22 protein-coding genes are annotated in these 19,809 nt (G+C 62.7%); 13 read left to right on the forward strand and 9 right to left on the reverse strand.

Annotated elements, in window-relative coordinates; translation table 11 throughout:
* Positions 1-161 precede the first annotated feature (161 nt).
* Positions 162-881 carry a DUF3800 domain-containing protein gene (locus HUW43_RS04105; RefSeq protein ID WP_188236216.1) on the forward strand — a complete coding sequence of 240 codons (720 nt, stop codon included), beginning with the start codon at positions 162-164 and terminating at the stop codon, positions 879-881.
* Positions 878-1,357: a hypothetical protein gene (locus HUW43_RS04110; protein WP_188236217.1), complete on the forward strand. Its 480-nt coding sequence runs from the start codon at positions 878-880 to the stop codon at positions 1,355-1,357. Before HUW43_RS04105 ends, HUW43_RS04110 begins: the two co-directional genes overlap by 4 nt.
* Positions 1,358-1,507: 150 nt before the next feature.
* Here the strand turns inward: HUW43_RS04110 and HUW43_RS04115 are convergent, their stop codons facing one another.
* From HUW43_RS04115 to HUW43_RS04125, 3 genes are all read right to left on the reverse strand, one after another.
* Complete coding sequence (locus tag HUW43_RS04115) at positions 1,508-1,702, reverse strand: hypothetical protein (RefSeq protein ID WP_054434159.1); 195 nt, start codon at positions 1,700-1,702, stop codon at positions 1,508-1,510.
* 65 nt (positions 1,703-1,767) lie between these two features.
* The gene (locus HUW43_RS04120; protein ID WP_188236218.1) at positions 1,768-2,304 is read right to left on the reverse strand and encodes a TIGR02594 family protein; all 537 of its coding nucleotides are present in this window, start codon (positions 2,302-2,304) and stop codon (positions 1,768-1,770) included.
* A 17-nt stretch (positions 2,305-2,321) separates the two neighbouring features.
* Complete coding sequence (locus tag HUW43_RS04125; protein ID WP_129926016.1) at positions 2,322-2,546, reverse strand: DUF5320 domain-containing protein; 225 nt, start codon at positions 2,544-2,546, stop codon at positions 2,322-2,324.
* Positions 2,547-2,596: 50 nt separating this feature from the next.
* On the opposite strand from HUW43_RS04125, the gene HUW43_RS04130 reads away from it, so the two are divergent.
* Positions 2,597-2,956 carry a hypothetical protein gene (locus HUW43_RS04130; RefSeq protein ID WP_188236219.1) on the forward strand — a complete coding sequence of 120 codons (360 nt, stop codon included), beginning with the start codon at positions 2,597-2,599 and terminating at the stop codon, positions 2,954-2,956.
* 118 nt (positions 2,957-3,074) lie between these two features.
* Here the strand turns inward: HUW43_RS04130 and HUW43_RS04135 are convergent, their stop codons facing one another.
* Genes HUW43_RS04135 through HUW43_RS04150 form a run of 4 tightly spaced genes read right to left on the reverse strand, consistent with a single transcriptional unit; the run spans position 3,075 to position 6,041 of the window.
* Positions 3,075-4,049 (reverse strand): hypothetical protein, encoded by a 975-nt coding sequence (locus tag HUW43_RS04135; protein WP_188236220.1) that lies wholly within the window; start codon positions 4,047-4,049, stop codon positions 3,075-3,077.
* Positions 4,049-4,549, reverse strand: coding sequence for a hypothetical protein (locus HUW43_RS04140; protein ID WP_188236221.1), 501 nt, complete (start codon positions 4,547-4,549; stop codon positions 4,049-4,051). Before HUW43_RS04140 ends, HUW43_RS04135 begins: the two co-directional genes overlap by 1 nt.
* Positions 4,531-4,962 carry a hypothetical protein gene (locus tag HUW43_RS04145; RefSeq protein ID WP_188236222.1) on the reverse strand — a complete coding sequence of 144 codons (432 nt, stop codon included), beginning with the start codon at positions 4,960-4,962 and terminating at the stop codon, positions 4,531-4,533. Before HUW43_RS04145 ends, HUW43_RS04140 begins: the two co-directional genes overlap by 19 nt.
* The gene (locus tag HUW43_RS04150) at positions 4,959-6,041 is read right to left on the reverse strand and encodes a hypothetical protein (protein ID WP_188236223.1); all 1,083 of its coding nucleotides are present in this window, start codon (positions 6,039-6,041) and stop codon (positions 4,959-4,961) included. The genes HUW43_RS04145 and HUW43_RS04150 overlap by 4 nt, the downstream gene beginning before the upstream one ends.
* Before the next feature lie 122 nt (positions 6,042-6,163).
* On the opposite strand from HUW43_RS04150, the gene HUW43_RS04155 reads away from it, so the two are divergent.
* Positions 6,164-6,619 carry a hypothetical protein gene (locus tag HUW43_RS04155; RefSeq protein ID WP_223181274.1) on the forward strand — a complete coding sequence of 152 codons (456 nt, stop codon included), beginning with the start codon at positions 6,164-6,166 and terminating at the stop codon, positions 6,617-6,619.
* Positions 6,620-6,686: 67 nt separating this feature from the next.
* On the opposite strand, the gene HUW43_RS04160 is transcribed toward HUW43_RS04155, so the two are convergent.
* Together HUW43_RS04160 and HUW43_RS04165 are read right to left on the reverse strand one after the other, a co-directional pair.
* Positions 6,687-7,127 carry a hypothetical protein gene (locus tag HUW43_RS04160; protein WP_188236224.1) on the reverse strand — a complete coding sequence of 147 codons (441 nt, stop codon included), beginning with the start codon at positions 7,125-7,127 and terminating at the stop codon, positions 6,687-6,689.
* A gap of 96 nt (positions 7,128-7,223) precedes the next feature.
* A complete protein-coding gene (locus HUW43_RS04165) occupies positions 7,224-8,372 on the reverse strand; it encodes a S1C family serine protease (protein ID WP_317450817.1) in 1,149 nt (382 codons plus the stop codon).
* 162 nt (positions 8,373-8,534) lie between these two features.
* Between HUW43_RS04165 and HUW43_RS04170 the strand changes: the two genes are divergently transcribed.
* The 9 genes from HUW43_RS04170 (at position 8,535) to HUW43_RS04210 (ending at position 19,610) form a co-directional block, all read left to right on the forward strand.
* Entirely contained in the window at positions 8,535-9,173 is a 639-nt protein-coding gene (locus HUW43_RS04170) for an HdeD family acid-resistance protein (protein WP_188236225.1), read from the forward strand.
* A gap of 288 nt (positions 9,174-9,461) precedes the next feature.
* On the forward strand, positions 9,462-10,031 hold the full coding sequence (locus tag HUW43_RS04175; RefSeq protein ID WP_188236226.1) for an Hsp20/alpha crystallin family protein: 570 nt from the start codon (positions 9,462-9,464) through the stop codon (positions 10,029-10,031).
* 99 nt (positions 10,032-10,130) lie between these two features.
* Positions 10,131-12,977: a heat shock survival AAA family ATPase ClpK gene (gene clpK / locus HUW43_RS04180; protein WP_188236227.1), complete on the forward strand. Its 2,847-nt coding sequence runs from the start codon at positions 10,131-10,133 to the stop codon at positions 12,975-12,977.
* 17 nt (positions 12,978-12,994) lie between these two features.
* Entirely contained in the window at positions 12,995-14,425 is a 1,431-nt protein-coding gene (locus HUW43_RS04185; RefSeq protein ID WP_188236234.1) for a phospholipase D-like domain-containing protein, read from the forward strand.
* A gap of 27 nt (positions 14,426-14,452) precedes the next feature.
* Positions 14,453-16,333, forward strand: coding sequence for an ATP-dependent zinc metalloprotease FtsH (gene ftsH, locus HUW43_RS04190; RefSeq protein ID WP_223181276.1), 1,881 nt, complete (start codon positions 14,453-14,455; stop codon positions 16,331-16,333).
* Positions 16,330-16,770 (forward strand): thioredoxin TrxC, encoded by a 441-nt coding sequence (gene trxC / locus HUW43_RS04195; RefSeq protein ID WP_188236228.1) that lies wholly within the window; start codon positions 16,330-16,332, stop codon positions 16,768-16,770. The genes ftsH and trxC overlap by 4 nt, the downstream gene beginning before the upstream one ends.
* Before the next feature lie 3 nt (positions 16,771-16,773).
* A complete protein-coding gene (locus HUW43_RS04200) occupies positions 16,774-18,489 on the forward strand; it encodes a cation:proton antiporter (protein WP_188236229.1) in 1,716 nt (571 codons plus the stop codon).
* Positions 18,486-18,974 (forward strand): phosphate-starvation-inducible PsiE family protein, encoded by a 489-nt coding sequence (locus HUW43_RS04205; RefSeq protein WP_188236230.1) that lies wholly within the window; start codon positions 18,486-18,488, stop codon positions 18,972-18,974. Before HUW43_RS04200 ends, HUW43_RS04205 begins: the two co-directional genes overlap by 4 nt.
* 162 nt (positions 18,975-19,136) lie before the next feature.
* On the forward strand, positions 19,137-19,610 hold the full coding sequence (locus HUW43_RS04210) for an NADH dehydrogenase ubiquinone Fe-S protein 4 (protein ID WP_188236231.1): 474 nt from the start codon (positions 19,137-19,139) through the stop codon (positions 19,608-19,610).
* The last annotated feature ends 199 nt before the right edge of the window (positions 19,611-19,809 follow it).

Genomic DNA, 19,809 nt, shown 5'->3' on the forward strand with positions numbered 1-19,809 from the left:
CTCTTTGGCAGAGATTGTTTGCATGGTTTGACGCCCGCTATCGATCTGCTACTTTTGGCCAAAGTGGCCACAAACGCAAAGCGATTTTTCATGCGCCCCCATTACATCACCATTTTCCTGCTCGATGGCGAGCCGGGCTCCTCTGGCATGGCAGCAAAGCAATGACCGAAGCGCGCACCTTCAACGTCTACTGTGACGAAAGCTGTCACCTTGAAAACGATGGCGTGCCGGTCATGGCCTGGGGTGCCGTCTATTGCAGGGCGGATGCCGTCCGATCCGTGACCGAAGGCATACGGGCACTGAAGACCGCACATGGTCTTGCATCATCCTTCGAGACGAAATGGACAAAGGTCTCACCCGCCAAGAAAGACTTCTATCTGGCGCTCATCGGCCTTTTCCTTGCCGATGATCGACTCCGATTTCGTGGCCTGGTGGTCCCTGACAAGGGGCTGTTGGATCACGCGCGCTTCGACCAGTCCCATGATGACTGGTACTACAAGATGTATTTTACGATGCTGCGGCCGATTTTCTGCGCACCACACCGCTATCGCATTTATCTCGACGTGAAGGATACGCGCGGTGGGCCAAAGACCCGCAAGCTGCACGATGTGCTGGCCAACAGCCTCTACGACTTTAGCCGGGAGTCCATTGAACGCGTGCAGCAGGTGCGCAGCCATGAAAGCGAACTTCTGCAGCTGGCCGACCTGCTGATCGGGGCGCTCACCTATGCTAACCGTGGCCTTGCGAGTAGTCCGGCGAAAAGCGCGATCATTGCCCGGCTTCAGGAGGCTCTTGGGCCGGATGCTCTGACCCGCACCTCCGCCTTCGCTGCCACCAAGTTCAATATCCTGCACTGGCGTCCGCGGGAGGCCGCTCAATGACGCCACCCGATTTGATCCCTTTTACCGCTTTTGGCGGCGATTGGGCACGCTATGAGAACGCACTCTACGACATTTTCGTCAATGAGATTGCCCGCGGCGGCCTCATGTTTCGGGGTGCTCGGGTCAATTGCCGTCGCTTACCGGAAACTGCGGGACGATGGGCCGCTTTCTGGCACCTGGTGCAGGAAGGACGCGTAGAGGACGACCGCACACCTGACTTGCGGCGTTGCGAACGTATCCGCTGGGTGCGCTGGATGATTGAGAATGCGCCGGACCATGCCGAGATCGACGAATGGCAAAATACGCGCGGCACTGAGGTCAACACGCTTCTCTGGTATCGTGAGGAATATCTGGTGGTTCTGGCACAGCGTCAGGATTACTGGCTCCTGCGAACCGCCTACTGCACGGACAAGAGTAGGCGAATTCAGCAGCTTCGCAAGGAGCGCGATGCCTTTCGTCGGACCAACCCGCGGTAGTCCCTAAAACAGCTGAAGCCGCCCAAGCTAGCCCGGGCGGCCTCGAATGCTCCTCCTACACATGGCAGGTGAGACAGCCGTTAGATGCCTCTTTTCGGGTCCGATGTCAAGAAAATCCGAAATCGGCTCCGTTGTAGGGTGAGTTTGAAATCAACCAATCCGCGCCTTGGCCGTCTTCCGGAACACAACGCTGCCGATACCGGTGAGCGCCAGCACTACGGTCAGAACATCCGCCTGAGTCAGACCTTCGGGCAGGATACCAAGCGCCGCGGCCACGCCCCACAGGCTGCCGATTACACCGGTCCAGATGGCCTTGGACGCCCACCAGGGTTTCAGATCTTCCATGTCGTTTCTCCACAAAAAAGCCCGCGAAGCTCGCGGGCGAACAGGTTGGTAATGGTGACGGCCAGTCAGGCCTCGTTGGTGGACAGCACGCCGTTGGCGGCGAGCTGGACTGGCTTCGCGGTCGCAGGCGCCTTGCGGTAGGCTGGCCGGCGGATGGCGATGCAGCGGTCCCGGGCGATCCGGGTGATGGTCACACCGTCGGACTGGTTGCCGCCCAGCACGTGGAAGGCACCGTAGTCCTCGCCAACATAGAGCCCGACATGGCCGGATCCCTGCGCGCGGCGGAACACGAGGATGTCGCCCAGTTGGGCCCGGTCAGCGGGTTTCCCGAACTTCGCCCAGTTCCGCGCCCAGAGCGGGCCTTCGACAACCGTCTTGCCCGCGCGCTTGGCGACGACGGCGATGAACAGCCCGCACCAAGGTATGGCGTCATCATTGTAAACCTTGGTGAGGCCAGTCTCCTTCGCCCACCCGACGATCACGGGATTGTCGGCGGGCCCGGCCACCTCGAAGGTGCCGTAGAGCTTTCGGGCCTCTTCGAGCATCCGGGGCAGCGGACGCAGGTCATCGATCCAGCCATAGGCCGGTGGCAACGGTTTCATGGATATCTCCCGGGAGGTTAGCGGCCGGACAGGCCTTTGACGGTGGCGTAGAGGACGGCGAGCGCCGTCGCGAAGGTCGACAGCCACTTCACGAACCGGACCATGCCGGTCGCCGTATTCCAGGCCTCAAGCAGGTCCTTCAGTTCCTTGCGGACCGCCTTCAGGTCCTCCTGCATGGCCTCGAGGTCGGCCCGGATCAGGGCAATCTCCACCGCCGGATCGCGGTCGGGGTTGGGGGCCATCAGCGCAGCCTCCCGATGATGGTGATATCGCCCAGGGCCGCATCGAGGGCATGCCCGGCCGGCAGATCGAAGTCCGTCTGTCGCTGCCGCACACCTGTGGCGTAATGGGCAAACAGGGCCTCGCGATCGAGCTCGGCCGGCCCGGTCCCCGCACGGCGACCATCACCATCGCCAGCCCGGCGACCGTGACCGCTGCCGGGCACGGGCTCACCAACGGCAAGCGGGTCCAGTTCACGACCAGCGGGGCGCTGCCGGCCGGGATCTTCGCCAACACGACCTACTTCGTCATCAACGCCGCGACCGACACCTTCCACCTCTCCGCCACGCAAGGGGGCGCCGCGATCGGCACGTCCGGTGGCCAGTCCGGTTCCCATACGCTGCGAGAGGTCGTCTCGGTCACGGTCAGCTAGGAGGAAAACAGCGATGCAGGCAGATCGCCGGCCTACGGTCACCGACGAGGTCATCCCGATCAACGACGACCTCGACATCAACTACGGGGTGTTCAGGAACGGATTCACCTTCCGCCGGTCAGCCAATTCCTGGCGGCTCTGGCCGATGCTGGAATTCGTGGCGCCCAGGCTCAACCTCACCATTGCCGAGATGGTCGATGCCGGGGTGGAATGGACCCTGTGCGAGCACGTGTCGGTCGCGATCAACGGATGGGCCGACTACGTCTTCGAGGGTCCCAAGGGGCCGATCACCCAGCGCTGGACGCCCGGCTGCCACAATGTCGAGAACGGCGGTGGCTATCTTCCGATGGGTGAGTTCACCCGGCGTTTCCATGACGATTTCACGCTGTGCTGCGTGGTGCAGAAGTTCCGTCGGACGCCCGGTGTGCAGTACCACTTCGAGGTGGTGAAGCACGCTGGCGAACGGGTTGCCGCTCAGCGCACTGAAAGCCTGGTAGGACGTGATAGGGTTCTTGTAGCCGTAGCGGGTGCCGGACCCGGAGCCGGTGAAGCTGATCGCCGCCCCGCCCGGAGTGGCTGCGATCTTGAACGCGCTCGCGCTCACCACCGACTGCACGAAGTAGATGGTGAACGCCGTGATCCCGGTGGGCATGCCGCCGGTGCAATAGAACTGGACCGGATCCCCTACGGCCAGACCGTGCGAGGTCCAGTTGATGTTGTTGGTCGGTGACGGGCTGAAAGTGATCCCGGTCACGTTGGTGAGCCAGGCAACCGAGCCGGCACCCAGGGTGAAATTCGTGCCATTGATGCGCAGCCGCTGCGGAGCGGGCGTCGCATTGTAGCCGTCGATGCCGATCAGCGTGGTCGATGTGCTGGCGTAGAAGTCGTAGCTGTGAACCAGAGCGCGGATGGTGCGCCCCTGCCAGGCGACAGGCGTGAAGTTTCCGCCGGAAAGATAACTGAAGTAGCCGCCGTCGGCACCGTACTGCTCGCCCGCGCTGTACTTGTCGCCCCATGCGTAATAGCTGACCGGCAGATCAAACCGCTGGCCGTCACTGCCGGCCCCCAGCAGGGCGCAAAGAACGCCGGCCATCAGCTGACACCCGCGCCGCTGATCACCCAGGTCGTGGTGGCGACCTTGACCAGGGTCGCCAGCCCATAGCCCTCGAGATTGCGGGTCCCGGTGTTGGCGGTGCCGGCCTGGCGCAGCGTATCGGTGGTGATCGCAATGGTCTGGGCGGTGGCGCTGTCGTTGTAGATGACGACGGTCGCGCCGATCGGGAAAGAGACCGAAGCATTGGCCGGAATGACGATGCCGCCAGTGGTGATGCTGATGTGCTTGCCATTGTCGGTCAGCGCCAGCGTGTAGGCCGCGGTCTTCGCATTCTGCGGAATGCCCCGGAAACCGACGCTGGTGGTGGCGATCGTGCCGCTGTCGCTGACAGTCGAGGCGGCATTGAACGTGCCGCCATTGATTGTCGGGCTGGTCAGCGTCTTGTTGGTGAGCGTCTGCGTATCGGTGGTGCCGACCACCACGCCCGCCGGCACGGCTTTGCCGGCCCAGGAGGTAAGCGTCACGTTGTAGGCCTGCACGTCGGTGCCGATGGCGAGACCAAGATTCGTGCGCGCCGTGGCTGCACCCCATCCACTGTCAGCGTGACGGTGGCGCTTTCCGCATCGGTGTCGATCAGCGCCACGGCATCAATGGCACCCGGTGCCAGCACGGCCTGGAGCGAAGCGGTTCTTGTGGTTGCCGTGCCGACCCGCGCATCGAACATGGCCCAGCGGTTGGTCGGGCCGAGGTCGAGCCACTTGGTCGGGTCGCTGGCCGGGTTGACCCCGGTCGAGGCCGCCAGCGCCTCGTAGCGCCGGTGGGTCGAAGCGAGGATCACCCGGTTGCCGGTCACATAGGCGGAGCCCGCATTCCAGGCGGGATGATCGTTCTCGGCAACCGTGCTGCTCGACAGCATGGCGTCGCTGATCTCGATCGGGCGGATCAGTTTCATGCCGCAGTCCTCACCGACAGGGCATCGCCATCCGGAGTCACACGTTCGAGGATCCGCGCGGTCTTGCTGGTGCCCGAGGCGATCGTGTCCGAGGCAATGCGCTGTTCACCGCGCAGGTCCGCCACTTCCTGCCGCAGTGCCCGTACTTCATCTAGCAGCGCCGTCTGGCCGTCGTTGGCCGGAATGGTCGCCGTGCCGATCTGGTTGGCGGCGAACTGGTCCCACCAGCTCGGATCCGGATTGCCGATCGCAGCCGTATCGGGGATCGAGCCGCTACCGGCGGCCTGGGCGATGATCGCCAGCGTCTGTTCAAGGCTGGCCGCCGTCAGGCCCTGTAGCCGCGCCAGTTCCTCTGCCGACCGGGCGGTTTCGGCAGCCTGTGACAGCAGCGCCTGGCTCAGACCCGGCAGCGCCTTGGCGGCGTCCTGGTCACCACCGCGCGCCAGCATGGAGGCATTGTTGAACTTCGCCAGCGCCTCGGCATAGCTGCCGGCCTCCTGGTCGGCGGCATAGCGCGCAAACTCGGCCGCGACCGCCCCGATCGCACCGCCGACACTGCCGAAGGCTTCGGCCATGCCCTGCGCCGCGGTCTGGGTCTGGTTGGCCATTTCCTGAAGCGTATCGAGATACTGCTCCTGTTGCTTCAGGCCGAAATCATGCTCGATCAGCTGGGTGCGTGCGGCGCGATAGCGTTCCCAGGCCTCGACCCCGCGCTCGAGCACGATCTGCTCGCGTTCGGCTTCGAGGTTGGCCAGCGCCTGCGCGCGGGCGGACTGGCCCAGCAGCGAGACCTGAAGTTCGAGCGGGGCCACCGTCTGACGCAGGAACTCCGAGGTCGCGAAGGCGCGGGTGGCCTGTTCCCAGGCTTCACCGGCTTCGAGGATCGCAATGCGCGCTTCATCGGTCGGGGCCTTCAGCGCCGCCATGGCGACTTCCATCCGCTTGATCTCGATCGGGGTCTTGCCGATTTTCGCAGTTTCGAGGGCGAGGTTGGCGGCAAACTCCCGGGCGGCCTGAAGGGCGCGCTCGGCTTCGCTTTCCTCGCTGCTGTTGCGGCCGGTCGTCGGATACAACTTCAACTGCTAGGCCGCGTTCGATCAGCTGCCGACCAAAGTGGTCATCCAGCTCGAAGGTCTGGCCTGCAAGCAGGTTGCTGGAACTGACTGAGCTGATGTGCAGGGTATCAAGGGCTTTGAGGATCATGGATCATCCCTTTCGGTGGATGACAGGGGCCGGAACGAGCCGACCCCTGCATCATCACGCAGCCGTTGCTGCGGTGAGCGCGCCCACCACCATGCGGGTGTTCATCCCGCTCACCATCCGCAAGCGCAACGGGCGGCCGAAGATCGTGCCTCCCGCCGACATGGCGCCCGACACCGGCGGCGGGGTCGACCCTCACGTGCTGAAGGCGATTGCCAAGGCGTGGAGCTGGCGGCGGAAGCTGGAGAGCGGGGAATCTGCGACCATCCAGGACATTGCCGATGCCGAGGGCATCTCTGACCGCTATGTCGGGCGAATGTTGCGGCTGGCCTATCTGGCACCCGCCGTGCTGGACAAGCTGCTGATAGGGCGCGTGCCGCCCTCCGTGTCGATCAAGGATCTGGCGCAGGCGGCGGAACTGCCGTGGATAGAGCAGGTTGCGGCCATGTTCGGCTGAGCCCCTGCAGGTCCCGACAGCGGCCCGCGCCTCCGCTGAATGGCGGACCGCCCAGAGTGGGGTTCGCCTAGAACGGGTTGTTGGACTTCCTGATGATGCCCTTGCCTTGCTGCGCCTCGGGTGCCGGCGTGGCGGCACCGGGAGCCGAGCCCTGCTCTCGGGCGCTGGAGCTCATGCGCCCGGGCCTGGCGATCACCATACCGCGGCGGATGTCCTTCTTCTCGATCCCGCGCAGGCTTTCCGTGCCGGCCTGATCCTGCCCTGCCGCCGCCGGTCCGGAAGGCGGCGCGACCGCGTTGATGCCGGGTTCGTTGATCCCGATCGCTTGCGGGTCTGCCACCGGCGGCGAGCTCCTTGTCTTGATCACCAGCCGGCCAGCAGAAGCGGAAGCCTGCCCCGGACCGGAGGTCGCAGCCTGCTCCTGCCCGGCCATGGCCGGAGAGGCCAGCCCGGCAAGGAGCAGACCCGCCGCGGCAAGAACTGCCTTCGAGCCGAAGACCGTGTTCATCGAACCATCTCCCTGACTGGTTGTGCCTGAACCCAACCTATTCATGCAAAATTGCCGGCAGATGAACGGGAAGCGGCCAAAAGCCGCAGGCAAGGCTCAGCTACCCGGCTGCAGGGTTACACGCACCTGTCGCGTCTCATCCCCCCGGCGAAGGCGAAGCGTGACCGTGTCTCCGACGCGGAAATCATCAATCCGGGCCAGCAGATCGGAAAGGCTTTCCACCTTGCGCCCCTCGACCTCGATGATCACGTCGCCGGGAACCAGCCCTTCCGGGCCGATGCGCCAGGACTTGAGGCCCGCTTGCGCAGCACTCGATCCTGGCTCCACCTCCAGGACGTAAACCCCGGCCATTCCGGTTCGCGCGGCAAGCTGTTGGTTGACTTGCTCATCCGCACCGATGCCCACGACAGGGCGCACGTAACGGCCGGTGCGGATCAACTCGGGAACCACCTGCATCACGGTGTCGACCGGAACGGCAAAGCCGATCCCCGCGGAGGCACCGGAAGGGCTGTAGATCGCGGTGTTGATGCCGATCAGCCTGCCAGCGGAATCGAGCAGCGGCCCGCCCGAATTGCCGGGATTGATTGCCGCGTCGGTCTGGATCAGGTGATCGATCGTGCTGTTTCCGTCCTCGGCGGGCAATGACCGGTCAAGCGCGGAAATGATCCCGGTCGTCAAGGTCCAGTCAAGCCCGAAGGGATTGCCGATGGCAAAGACCTTCTGCCCGATCTTGAGATCACCGCTGGTGCCGATCGGTACCGGCGGGGGACGGCGAAAGGCCACCCCGATACGCAGCACGGCAATGTCGTGCGAAGGCGATGAACCGACCAGCACTGCCCGGTAATCGCGCCCGTCGGCGAGCTTCACGGTCGCTTGCGAAGCGCCGGCGATGACATGGTAGTTGGTGACGACGTGCCCGGTGTCGTCCCAGATGAATCCCGATCCAGTGCCGCGGGGAACCGAAAACACATTGCGCGTCCACACATCCTCCACCAGCTGGGCTGTCGAAATGAACACCACCGAATCGCGCGATTTCTCGAACAGTTCGATCGTCGCCCTTTCGTCAGCCGCCAGGTCCCCGCGCGGGGTGACGGTGCGCGGAGCAGAAGTCTGCGGAGCAAGCCATGCCTGCAGGCCGGGCAAGGCCTGCCAGAGCACCATCAGCACCGCCGCCGCAAGGCCGAGGACGAACACCCGCCGCGCGAACCGATCTGGTGCAGGATGAAGGGGTGGCAAAGGTTGCATCGTGGTTCGGGCTTCGAGCGGGAATGAGTGCACGAGCCTCTAGCAGTCCCACTCCCGGCGGGCCAGCCCGGCGATCGACCCTTGAAAGGAGGTTGCCTTTTTTTCCGGAAGTGTCACCAATCTGCCGGACCAAGACAGATCTGCAAGGGAAAGGGGGTAGGCATGACCAGCAGGAGTAGCCAGTCCGCAACGGTATTCTGTTCTTTGACCACCAACTGGTGGTTGTTTGCCCTTCGCGGTATGCTGGCCCTGATCTTCGCGACTCTCGCCGCGCTGATGCCCGGCTCGGCGCTGTTTGCCCTGACCGTCGTGTTCGGTGCCTTCGCCTTCGTCGATGGCGTGATCGGGCTGGTGGCTGCCTGGCGACGCATCCGCAAGGGAGAGCGGTGGGGCTGGCTCGCCTTCAGCGGCGTCACCGGCGTCCTCGCCGGCGCCGTGGTCATCGTCTGGCCGATGGTGGCAACGATCGCCCTGTCGCTGTTCCTGTGGTGGATGATCGTCCTGTGGGCCATGGTTTCCGGCATCTTCGAATTGCTTGCGGCAATCCGCCTGCGCCGGGAAATCAGGGGCGAGGTCTGGTTGGCGCTGAGCGGCATAGTCTCAATCCTCTTCGGGATACTGGCAATCTGGCTTCTGGTTACCCTGCCGATCGCGACGCTGCTGGCCATGGGTTGGGTGATCGCCTTTTATGCCGCTATCTTCGGCGGGATCATGCTCATGCTTGCCTGGCGGCTGCGCCGTATGCACAGACATGGGGGCGCCGTGGAAATGGTGATTGCCCAGACTACGATCAGTTCCTGACTGCCAGGGTTGAGTCCGAATACTTCCGGGATAACCCGAACCGCGTCGTCAGTTTGTTCTCAATTCCGCAGCGGCGTGCATGGAATAGGCTGGCCGGCGGCAGGGCCGCCCGAGGAACCGGATGGTTTCGGCAGCAGCTTGAACGGCAACAGCCAACGCGCTGGCAAAGTCAGTCCTGATCGGGCATCCTGCACCCTAGTCGTACCGAATCGGATCATCGGTTTCCTTCGTTCATGGGAATATCGCTGAGGCAGTGACTTTCGCTCATTTCTCTTCTGGAGGTGTGAAATGGCTATTGATCTCAACAAGTGGGCTCCATGGAACTGGTTCAGAAAAGAACAGGAAGAGCAACAGACCCCCCCTTCGTTGCCGGCACCGCGCAATGATTTGCCGGTAGCGGGCGGCCCAGTCAGTCCCATGCAGCAGCTGCATCGCGAGATCGATCGCCTGTTCGATAACGTGTTTCAAGGCTTCGGTCTTCATGCGCCGTTAAAGCCGCGCTGGACATCGGACTGGCCGGGCATGCTGAAGCCGGCTCTGGATATTCAGGAAACCGACAAGCAATACCAGATCACCATCGAAGTGCCCGGTGTCGAGGAAAAGGACATAGAGATCACGCTCGACAACGACATTTTGACGGTGCGCGGCGAGAAGCGCAAGGAGCAGGAAAAGAAGGAAGGCAACTTCCATCGTGTTGAACGCTCTTATGGCAGCTTCCAGCGCAGCCTGAACCTGCCAGGCAATGCCGATCAGGAATCTGTCAAAGCTGCATACAGCAACGGGGTTCTCACCATCACGATAGGCAAGCGCGAGGTCAGTGCACCCAGGCAGGGACGTTCGATCCCGATCAACGGCTGACACCGATCGTCTCAATCGCTGCAAGAAAACCCAGACGGAAAAACAAAGGCTCCGCAGACTGCAGCGTTTCATTGCCTCAAGCAAAGCAGGAGAGCCAGGATGGCTGCAAAACAATGTCAGGTCTGCGGCCAGCCCGCCACGGTCAAGGTGGAGGCCAATCTCAATGGCCGCCAGAATACCATGCTGCTCTGTGATCAGCACTACCGCCAACTGGTGCGCCAGCAAAAACGCACCGTCTCTCCTCTGGAAGCGCTCTTCGGCTCGCGCAGCGGCCTGTTCGAAGATTTTCTGGGCAGCGATTTCTTTCGCATCGGCGAAGAGTCTGCGCCGGGCCTGACAGATGCTGATGATGTGGTCGATGCATCGTTCGGCGAGCCAGCAGCAGGTGCGAATATTCCGCGCCGTCGGGGTAGCGGGCTTGCCAGCCGGATCAGCGAGCACTCGGAGGCGCTGTTACAGGAAGCCGCCCGACGCGCCGCCGAGTTCGGCCGCTCCGAGGTCGATACCGAACATCTTCTGCTGGCGATGGCCGACAGTGACGTGGTCAATACCATCCTCGGCCAGTTCAAGATAAAGGTCGATGATCTCAAGCATCAGATCGAGGCCGAAGCAAAGCGCGGCGACGAGCCGTTCGAAGGCGAGGTCGGCGTTTCGCCTCGGGTGAAGGATGCGCTCAGCCGGGCTTTTGTGGCATCCAACGAACTGGGGCACTCCTATGTCGGTCCCGAGCATTTCCTGATTGGCCTTGCTGAAGAAGGCGAAGGCTTGGCGGCCAACCTGCTGCGCCGTTATGGGCTCACCCCCCAGGCGCTGCGCCAGCAGGTGAGCAAGGTGGTCGGAAAGGGGGCGGAGGAAGGCCGTGCAGAGGCACCGACCAATACGCCTGAACTCGACAAGTATTCGCGCGACCTTACGAGAATGGCCCGCGAGGGGAAGCTGGATCCCGTGATCGGACGCGCGCAGGAAATCGAGACCACCATCGAGGTGCTGGCACGGCGCAAGAAGAACAATCCGGTGCTGATTGGCGAGCCCGGCGTAGGCAAGACCGCCATCGTCGAGGGGTTGGCACAGCGCATGGTGGCCGGCGAAGTTCCCGAAACTCTGCGCGACAAGCGTCTCGTGGAACTTAACATCAATTCCATGGTGGCCGGCGCCAAGTACCGGGGCGAGTTCGAAGAGCGAGTTCAAAAGGTGCTCAAGGAGATCTCTGAGCACCAGGGCGAGTTGATCCTCTTCATTGATGAGGTACACACCATTGTGGGCGCGGGCCAGGGCGGCGGCGAAGGCGGGCTGGACGTCGCCAATGTCTTCAAACCGATGATGGCACGCGGTGAACTGAACCTGATCGGTGCCACCACGCTCAACGAGTACCAGAAATACATCGAGAAGGACGCCGCGCTGGAGCGTCGCTTCCAGCCGGTGATGGTACCCGAACCGAGCGTGGCCCAGACCATCATGATCCTGCGCGGTCTGCGCGACACCTTTGAGGCACATCATAAGGTCAGTATCAGCGAAGATGCCATCATTGCCGCCGCTGAACTGTCGGATCGCTACATCACGGCACGCTTCCTGCCCGATAAGGCCATCGATCTGCTTGACCAGGCGGCGGCCCGCGTGAAGCTTTCAGCCACAGCGCGCCCGGTGGCCGTGCAGGAACTGGAGTCCGAACTGCATCAGCTCCGACGCGAGCAGGACTACATGGCCTCACGTAAGCAGTATGAAAAGGCCGCCGAGATCGGCAAGCGCATTGAAGCCAAGGAGGCAGAACTCAAGAAGCTCGTCGAGGATTGGGAACGCGATCGCGCCTCGGGCAGCGCCGAAGTCAAGGCCGAGCATGTCGCGCAGATCGTATCGCGCCTGACCGGCATCCCGGTCAATGAATTGACGGTCGAGGAGCGCGAGAAGCTATTGCACTTGGAGCAGCGACTGCACGAGCGTCTGGTCGGTCAGGACGAGGCGGTACGCGCGGTGGCCGATGCGGTGCGACTGTCGCGCGCGGGCCTGCGAGAAGGCAGCAAGCCGGTTGCCACCTTCCTCTTCCTAGGGCCGACCGGTGTAGGCAAGACTGAACTCGCTAAGGCGCTGGCCGAAACGATCTATGGCGATGAAGGCGCGCTGCTGCGCATCGACATGTCCGAGTATGGCGAACGCCATACCGTGGCTCGCCTGGTGGGCGCGCCTCCGGGGTATGTCGGCTACGACGAGGGCGGCCAACTGACCGAAAAGGTGCGGCGCAAGCCCTACAGCGTGCTCTTGCTCGACGAGATGGAAAAGGCGCACCCCGACGTCTACAATATTCTGCTTCAGGTATTTGACGACGGGCGGCTCACCGATGGCAAGGGCCGGGTTGTAGATTTCACCAATACCATCATCATCGCCACTTCCAATCTGGGCTCGGAAATCATCCAGCGTCGGCTGAAGGCGCGCGGCGCGGCTGGCGAGGAATACGATAAGACTAAGGCGGAGGTCATGGATGTTCTGCGGGGGCACTTCCGTCCCGAATTTCTCAATCGTATCGACGAGATCATCGTCTTTCATGCGCTCGGCAAGGAGGAGATCCGCCATATCGTCGGCCTGCAGCTCGATCGGGTGGCGCGCAACGCCGCCAGCCAGGGAGTGACGCTGACCTTCGACCAGACGCTGGTCGACCACTTCGCGGAAGAGGGCTACAAACCCGAATTCGGCGCGCGCGAGCTAAAGCGGCTCATTCGCAGCCAGTTGGAGACAGCCCTCGCGCGCGAGATGCTGGGCGGTGGCATTGCCAAGGGCGATCACGTCAGCGCGCACTGGGATGACAAGGCGGAGCGGGTAAACTTCGAGCGCAAGGAGGCACCCGAAGGCGAACCCGTGACCGAAAAGGTTGATGCTGCGAACAAAGCCGAGGCACCGCCGAGCGACGGGGGCAAGCCTACGCGCAAGAAGAAGTCGGCGAGCGACGAGGGATGAATCATGAGTTGGCTGCCGTGTCCGGCCCCGACGGTCTGGCATGGGCAGCCACTCTGGTGTCGCTTGCGGTTGCCATCCCCGCCGCGGGACATGCGGTCATCTACAAACGTGATCCGCGATCGGCCACACTATGGGTGCTGCTGATCGGCCTGCTGCCGCTGGGCGGTTCGGTGCTCTATCTGTTATTCGGCATCAATCGCTACCAGCGGCGGGCGCGGCGGCTATATCCTGGTGCAGGACACGATACCCGGCAAAGCTGGTTGCCTGCGGTACCCGATGCGGTGCCCGCTGAGCTCGCCGGTCTGGCTTATCTTGTGGGCCGCGCCACCGGACAGCCGCTGACTGGCGGCAATCGCATCGAGCCGTTGCCTGACGGTGAACAGGCCTATCCGGCCATGCTCGCCGAAATTGATTCGGCGCGATACAGCGTTGCCCTCGCCTCGTACATCTTCGACGGGCGGGAAATCGGTGAGCAGTTCATTCGGGCCCTGCTGCGAGCCCAAGCGCGGGGCGTACAGGTGCGGGTGTTGATAGATGATGTCTATGCGCGCTGGTCATTCCGCAGCGCCTATCGCTCCTTGAAGCGGGCGGGCGTTCCGGTCGCCTCATTCAACCCCACAGTGATCCCCGCACGCCTGCATGCCGCACATCTGCGCAATCACCGCAAGATTCTGGTTGTCGATGGCCAGACGGGCTTTACCGGCGGCATGAACGTCGCCGCCCCATACTGGCGCCCCGACGCGCCCGGCGAGGCTTGCCATGACCTTCACTTCCGGCTGCGAGGTCCGGTGGTGGCGCATCTCATGCGCTGCTTAGCCGACGACTGGTTCGACACGACGGGCAATCGGCTTGATGACAACTTCTGGGGCGAACCGCTCTCGCGGGGTGATAAACCCGGAAAAAGCTGGGCGCGCGGCATCGAGGCCGGCCCGGACGAGACTCTGGACCGGATGCGCTGGACATTTATGGCTGCCCTGAATGCGGCACGGCGCTCGGTGCGTATATGGACGCCCTATTTCTTACCCGATCAGCCATTGATCGCGGCCTTGAGCACGGCCTCTCTGCGCGGTGTGTGCGTTGACGTTCTGACGCCTGCGAATGGCGATCACCCCACAGTGCAATGGGCTGCGCGAGCTCACTACTGGCAAGTGATGGAACACGGCGTGCGCATTTTCGAACGGCCCGGCCCCTTCGATCACACCAAGCTAATGCTGGTTGATGGCCAGTGGTGTTGCCTGGGTTCGGCCAACTGGGACGCGCGCAGCCTGCGTCTCAATTTCGAGTACAACGTCGAGGTGTATGATGCTGCGCTCTGCACGTGCCTGGAAGCCGCGTTCGACGCAGTTCGTGACACATCCTCGATGATCTCGCCCGATACGCTGCGCTCAAGACCACTTGCCATCCGCTTGCGGGATGGGGTGGCGCGATTGTTTACCCCGGTTCTCTGAAGCCAAGGCCGCTTGAGGTTGCACCCGATGAAAAAGCAGGATCAATGGAATCTCGGTTACTGGATCGCCGCCATCATGCTGCTGCTGGTTCTGCAGAGCTACTGGCAGGCGGCAAAGACAGTCGAACCCGTGCCCTATAGCGAATTCGAGAAGGCGCTGGCCGAGGGGCGCGTCGCCGAAGTGCTGGTGTCGGACCGAACGATCACCGGGCGCCTGAAATCGCCTGACAGCCGCGGCAAGACCACGCTCGTGGCCACCCGCGTCGAGCCCGAGCTCGCCGAACGCCTTTCGAAATATGGCGTGCCCTATGCCCGTGTGGTGGAAAGCACCTGGCTGCGCGACATCCTGTCTTGGATACTGCCCGCCGTTGCCTTCTTCGGGGTCTGGTTTTTCCTGTTCCGCCGCTTTGCCGAAAAGCAGGGCATGGGCGGCTTCATGAACATCGGCAAGAGTCGCGCCAAGGTCTATGTCGAAAAGAATACCGGGGTTACCTTTTCTGACGTTGCCGGCGTGGACGAGGCCAAGGCCGAACTGGTCGAAATTGTCGACTTCCTGAAGAACCCGCAGGACTATGGCCGTCTGGGCGCGCGCATTCCGAAAGGCGTGCTGCTCGTGGGGCCGCCCGGCACCGGCAAGACTTTGCTGGCCAAGGCTGTCGCGGGCGAGGCGGGCGTGGCGTTCTTTTCCATTTCGGGCTCGGAGTTTGTCGAGATGTTCGTTGGCGTGGGTGCGGCACGCGTGCGCGACCTGTTCGAGCAGGCCCGTTCTCAGGCTCCGGCAATCATATTCATTGATGAACTCGACGCGCTGGGCCGGGCGCGCGGCGTCGGCGGCCCCATCGGCGGCCATGACGAGCGCGAGCAGACCTTGAACCAGCTGCTCACCGAGATGGACGGCTTTGACAGTTCGGTCGGTCTCATCATCCTTGCCGCCACCAACCGGCCGGAGATCCTCGATCAGGCACTGCTACGCGCGGGCCGCTTCGACCGCCAGGTGCTGGTCGACCGGCCCGACAAGAAGGGCCGACACGACATCCTGAAGGTTCATGCCAGGAAAGTAATTCTGGCCGATGATGTCGATCTCGAACAGGTGGCCGCTCTGACGACGGGATTCTCCGGCGCAGACCTTGCCAATCTGGTCAACGAGGCGGCACTGGCCGCGACAAGGCGCCGTGGACAGGCCGTGGAATTGCAGGACTTCACCACGGCGATCGAACGCATCGTGGCAGGTCTGGAAAAGAAGACCCGGGTTCTTAACCCGAAAGAGCGGGAAACCGTCGCCTATCACGAGATGGGGCATGCGCTGGTGGCGCTGGCGCTGCCCGGCACCGATCCTGTGCACAAGATCTCGATCATTCCGCGCGGCATCGGTGCGCTGGGCTACACGCTGCAACGCCCCACCGAGGACCGCTTTCTGATGACACGCGCCGATCTGGAACAAAAGATCGCCGTGCTGTTGGGCGGGCGTGCTGCGGAGAAGCTCGTGTTCGGCGAGCTGTCCACCGGGGCGGCGGACGATCTTGCGCGGGCCACCGATATCGCCCGCGACATGATCACCCGCTTCGGCATGGATGAGGGCCTGGGTTACATCGCCTTCGAGGCGCAGCGACCGCGTTTCCTGGATGCACCGGAGCTGACGCAGGGCGGCTGCAGGGTGGCCGAATCGACTCAGGCGCGCATCGATCAAGCCATCCGTGACATCGTGATGGGCGTGTTCGAGCGCGCCTACCGGATACTCGACACCAACCGCGCGGTGCTGGATCGCTGCGCCGGCGAACTGCTGGTGCAGGAAACGCTGGACGAGAACGACATTCGCCGGCTGACACAGCGGCTGGTATCCATGTCGCGCGACCCCGGATCTTCGCAGCCGGAACCGTCAATGCCAGTATCCCAAGAGGTCACACCATGAGCGCCGCCCTTCACATCGCCTGCCCCCACTGTCAGTCCATCAACCGCGTGCCGACCGCCAAGCTGATGGATCACCCCAATTGCGGTCGTTGCCAGAAACCCTTGTTTACGGGTGAGCCTGTCGAGCTGACCGCGACGACCTTTGCGCGTCATCAGGAACGGAGCGATCTACCGCTTCTTGTCGATTTCTGGGCGCCGTGGTGCGGGCCATGCAAGATGATGGCGCCGCAGTTCCAGCAGGCGGCACGCCTGCTCGAACCCAGATTCAGGCTGGCGAAGGTGAATACCGAGGCTGAGCCTCGTCTGGCGACGCAATTCGGTATCCGCAGCATTCCGACCCTGGTCTTGTTCCGGAATGGGCGTGAAGTCGCGCGTCAAGCCGGCGCAATGGGCGCACAGGACATCGTTCGCTGGGCATCGCCGCAAGCCGGCAACTGATCCATGCAGAACCTGCTCGGCACAACCTTGATCCTGCTGGCCGCTTGCAGTCTGGCGGCGGTCTTTACCGCTGCGCTGAGAGTGCCAACCCTGCTGGGCTATCTCGTCGTCGGGGCCTTGCTGGGCCCCTCTTTCACCGGCGCGATTGCCCCCGGGGGAACGCTGAACTTTCTATCCGAGCTGGGGGTAGCACTGTTATTGTTCCTGGTCGGGCTGGAGTTTTCGCTTGGTCACTTCTGGCGCATTCGCAGGACCGTGCTGGCCGCCGGCGTCCTGCAGATGGTCACAATGGCTGTTCCGTTGACCGCGGTGTTGATCTGGCTCGAAGTGCCTGCCGAAAGCGCCGCACTGCTGGGCATCGCGGCAGCAATGTCGTCCACGGCCCTGGTCAGCCGACAGTTGGCGGATCAAGGTGAACTCACCACCCGCCACGGTCGTAGCGCCATCGCCGTGCTGGTGTTCCAGGATCTCGCCTCCGTGCCGATACTGGCCCTTCTGGCGATCTGGGCGCGCGGCGGTTCGCCAGGGATCGAAAGCGTGCTCCTCGAGGTGTCGGGCGTGCTGGTGCTGTTCGCGGTGTTGGCCATAGCCTCGCGCCGCCTGCTGCATGGCCTGCTCGGCTGGGTGGCACGCCGCGGCTACGAAGAATCGTTCGTGTTGGTCTCCTTGTGCGTGGTGGTGGCCGCCGCCACCGCTGCCCATGCCATCGGCGTGTCTGCCGCCCTGGGGGCATTCCTCGCTGGTATGGTGTTGGCCGAGAGCGATTTCCGGCACCACATGGAAAACCATCTCAAGCCCTTTCGCGATGTGCTCTCTGGCCTGTTCTTCGTGACCATAGGCCTGCAACTGGACGTCGCGCAGGTTGTTGCAACACCGCTGGCGATGCTGGCATGGCTGCTGATGCTGGTCCCAATCAAGGTAGTGCTCAACACCCTCGCGCTGCGCTTGATGCGCTTGTCTGCGCTCGATGCCTGGCGCACCGGTATCGTGCTGGGCCATGGTGGGGAGTTTGCGCTGCTTCTGCTCGGAATGGTATTGCAGCAACACCTGATCCCTGCGGTCGTCGTCCAGCCAATGCTCGTGGCCCTGGTCTTGAGCATGGCACTGGCCCCTCTACTGATACACCGTCATGACATTCTGGCCCGGTTCCTGAGCCGTTCGCGCGGGCTTGCCCCACCAGCGCAGGCCGAGGAAGGGAACATCGCCGCGCTTGCCATGCCATTGCGTGACCATGTCATCCTATGCGGTGCGGGCGAGCTTGGCCTGGCAGTCAGTCGGATACTGACGCAGGCCGGTGTCAGCCATCTGCTTCTGGAGGCCGACGAACAGAAGGTCGAAATCGCACGCGCGGCTGGCGTGCCGGTGTTTTATGGCGATGCCAGCCGGCCCGATACACTCCAGGCCGCAGGCCTGGAGCATGCGTGCCTGGTGGTGCTGACCTTCGCCCGCATCCCGCCGGCAATGCGCATTGCGCAGACTGTTGCCGCGCGCAACCCCGCGCTGACCATTCTGGTTTCGTGCCCCAGTGTGGCGCAGGCAGATGCCTTGAGTGCCCTGCCCAATGTGCGCGTGTATAGGCAATTCTCTGCCGCAGCCGCCGGGCTGGCCGAACATGTTCTATTGCTCATTGGAATGCCGGCCGACCTGGTCGATAGAAACATCGGTGAAATGCTCCTGCCTATCAATGACGGCAGTTCAGCAAGGAGGCCAAAGGCATGAAATCAGGTGACCGAAAGTTATTTCAGGCCCTGCGCGATCGGTGGGCCATCATGAGTTTTTACGAGCGTTTCGAGCAGGTAATCGCGCTTGTTTTGTCGGCGGTGATTGCCGTGATTATCGTGGTTTCGTTGCTCCAGCTCATTACCATCGTTTTTACTCTTCTCGTCCTCGATGCCTTTAATCCGCTCGACCACAGGGTATTCCAGAGGGTGTTCGGCATGATCATGACGCTGCTGATTGCGATGGAGTTCAAGCATTCCATCGTGCGTGTTGCGCTGCGACGGGACAACATCATCCAGGTCAAGACGGTCCTCCTGATCGGTCTGATCGCGCTCGCGCGCAAGTTCGTGATCCTCGATCCTGACGCCGGTCCGGCAAAGGTTGCCGCGCTGGCGGGAGCCACGCTTGCCCTTGGCATGACCTACTGGCTACTGCGCGAGCGTGATGACCGGATAACCGAAGATGACCTTGCCGACAGGTCATGATGGGGATGATGCCACCTTACCTAGCGGGCCAGTGTTCAGGCATATCTGATCGGGCACCACCGAGAAGCCCATTGTGTGCCTTTGAAAGGAGACGCCAGATGATCACGCGAATTGAGAAGGCCCGCGCAACAGTCTCTGCCCACTCAAGGGCGAAGTTGAGTCATGTTTTTGACCGGCGACAGTCACCGCTGCTCCATGCAGATGTCAAGGCTGATTGCAATGTACAATGACCGCTCGTGGCTCCGCTATCTGAGCGCGCTTCCGGAAGACGCACGGGCAATCATCGAGCCCATGCCGACGGCCACGAACCTTATCGGTCGTGCGCGAAAAGGGCAATGGAGGCTTCGCTTCCCGCAGAGGAAGAAGCCCTTTGTGGATTGGTTGACGGGGTGGAGCGGTGGCGAAGATCCTCTGGTTCAAATCGAGCTTCGTTTCCCCACCCGCGAGGCAGCAGAACGATATTGCGAGCGATTGAACTTGCCCTGCTCCGTTCATAAACCACCGCGCACTCATACCGAGCCGATCAACAAGCAGCGCTTCCAGTTCGACGACGCGCCGATTCTGGGATGGCCCAAAGGCAATTCAGCGCAGGCCCCTTCTGACTTCAGGTATTCATCCAGAATTGCCCGAAGATGAATGGATTGAGAGGCAGGCAACTCGCCAAGCCCCATGCCCGATTGGAGGCAGCCTGCCCATCCTGTGGCCGCCGGATTTCGCGGCAAGCCGAACATCCACGTCGGCCGGCAATTCCCGACCCGAATCGCAGGAATGGCTGCCACCGCCTATTAGGGTCCGGATCTGTAATTGCAGAGCTAGGCGGTGCGATCCCTCGAGG

The sequence above is a fragment of the Sphingopyxis sp. LK2115 genome (assembly GCF_014595975.1).
GTDB lineage: Bacteria > Pseudomonadota > Alphaproteobacteria > Sphingomonadales > Sphingomonadaceae > Sphingopyxis.

Bases quoted from the DNA above. Each gene is read 5' to 3' on its own strand.
- HUW43_RS04105 (WP_188236216.1), top strand. From the start codon at position 162: ATGACCGAAGCGCGCACCTTCAACGTCTACTGTGACGAAAGCTGTCAC.
- HUW43_RS04125 (WP_129926016.1), bottom strand. From the start codon at position 2,546: ATGGCCCCCAACCCCGACCGCGATCCGGCGGTGGAGATTGCCCTGATC.
- ftsH (WP_223181276.1), top strand. From the start codon at position 14,453: ATGAAAAAGCAGGATCAATGGAATCTCGGTTACTGGATCGCCGCCATC.
- HUW43_RS04170 (WP_188236225.1), top strand. From the start codon at position 8,535: ATGACCAGCAGGAGTAGCCAGTCCGCAACGGTATTCTGTTCTTTGACC.
- trxC (WP_188236228.1), top strand. From the start codon at position 16,330: ATGAGCGCCGCCCTTCACATCGCCTGCCCCCACTGTCAGTCCATCAAC.
- HUW43_RS04210 (WP_188236231.1), top strand. From the start codon at position 19,137: ATGTTTTTGACCGGCGACAGTCACCGCTGCTCCATGCAGATGTCAAGG.
- clpK (WP_188236227.1), top strand. From the start codon at position 10,131: ATGGCTGCAAAACAATGTCAGGTCTGCGGCCAGCCCGCCACGGTCAAG.
- HUW43_RS04145 (WP_188236222.1), bottom strand. From the start codon at position 4,962: ATGAAACTGATCCGCCCGATCGAGATCAGCGACGCCATGCTGTCGAGC.
- HUW43_RS04200 (WP_188236229.1), top strand. From the start codon at position 16,774: ATGCAGAACCTGCTCGGCACAACCTTGATCCTGCTGGCCGCTTGCAGT.
- HUW43_RS04205 (WP_188236230.1), top strand. From the start codon at position 18,486: ATGAAATCAGGTGACCGAAAGTTATTTCAGGCCCTGCGCGATCGGTGG.
- HUW43_RS04160 (WP_188236224.1), bottom strand. From the start codon at position 7,127: ATGAACACGGTCTTCGGCTCGAAGGCAGTTCTTGCCGCGGCGGGTCTG.
- HUW43_RS04115 (WP_054434159.1), bottom strand. From the start codon at position 1,702: ATGGAAGATCTGAAACCCTGGTGGGCGTCCAAGGCCATCTGGACCGGT.
- HUW43_RS04175 (WP_188236226.1), top strand. From the start codon at position 9,462: ATGGCTATTGATCTCAACAAGTGGGCTCCATGGAACTGGTTCAGAAAA.
- HUW43_RS04130 (WP_188236219.1), top strand. From the start codon at position 2,597: ATGCCCGGCCGGCAGATCGAAGTCCGTCTGTCGCTGCCGCACACCTGT.
- HUW43_RS04165 (WP_317450817.1), bottom strand. From the start codon at position 8,372: ATGCAACCTTTGCCACCCCTTCATCCTGCACCAGATCGGTTCGCGCGG.
- HUW43_RS04135 (WP_188236220.1), bottom strand. From the start codon at position 4,049: ATGGCCGGCGTTCTTTGCGCCCTGCTGGGGGCCGGCAGTGACGGCCAG.
- HUW43_RS04120 (WP_188236218.1), bottom strand. From the start codon at position 2,304: ATGAAACCGTTGCCACCGGCCTATGGCTGGATCGATGACCTGCGTCCG.
- HUW43_RS04110 (WP_188236217.1), top strand. From the start codon at position 878: ATGACGCCACCCGATTTGATCCCTTTTACCGCTTTTGGCGGCGATTGG.
- HUW43_RS04155 (WP_223181274.1), top strand. From the start codon at position 6,164: ATGGATCATCCCTTTCGGTGGATGACAGGGGCCGGAACGAGCCGACCC.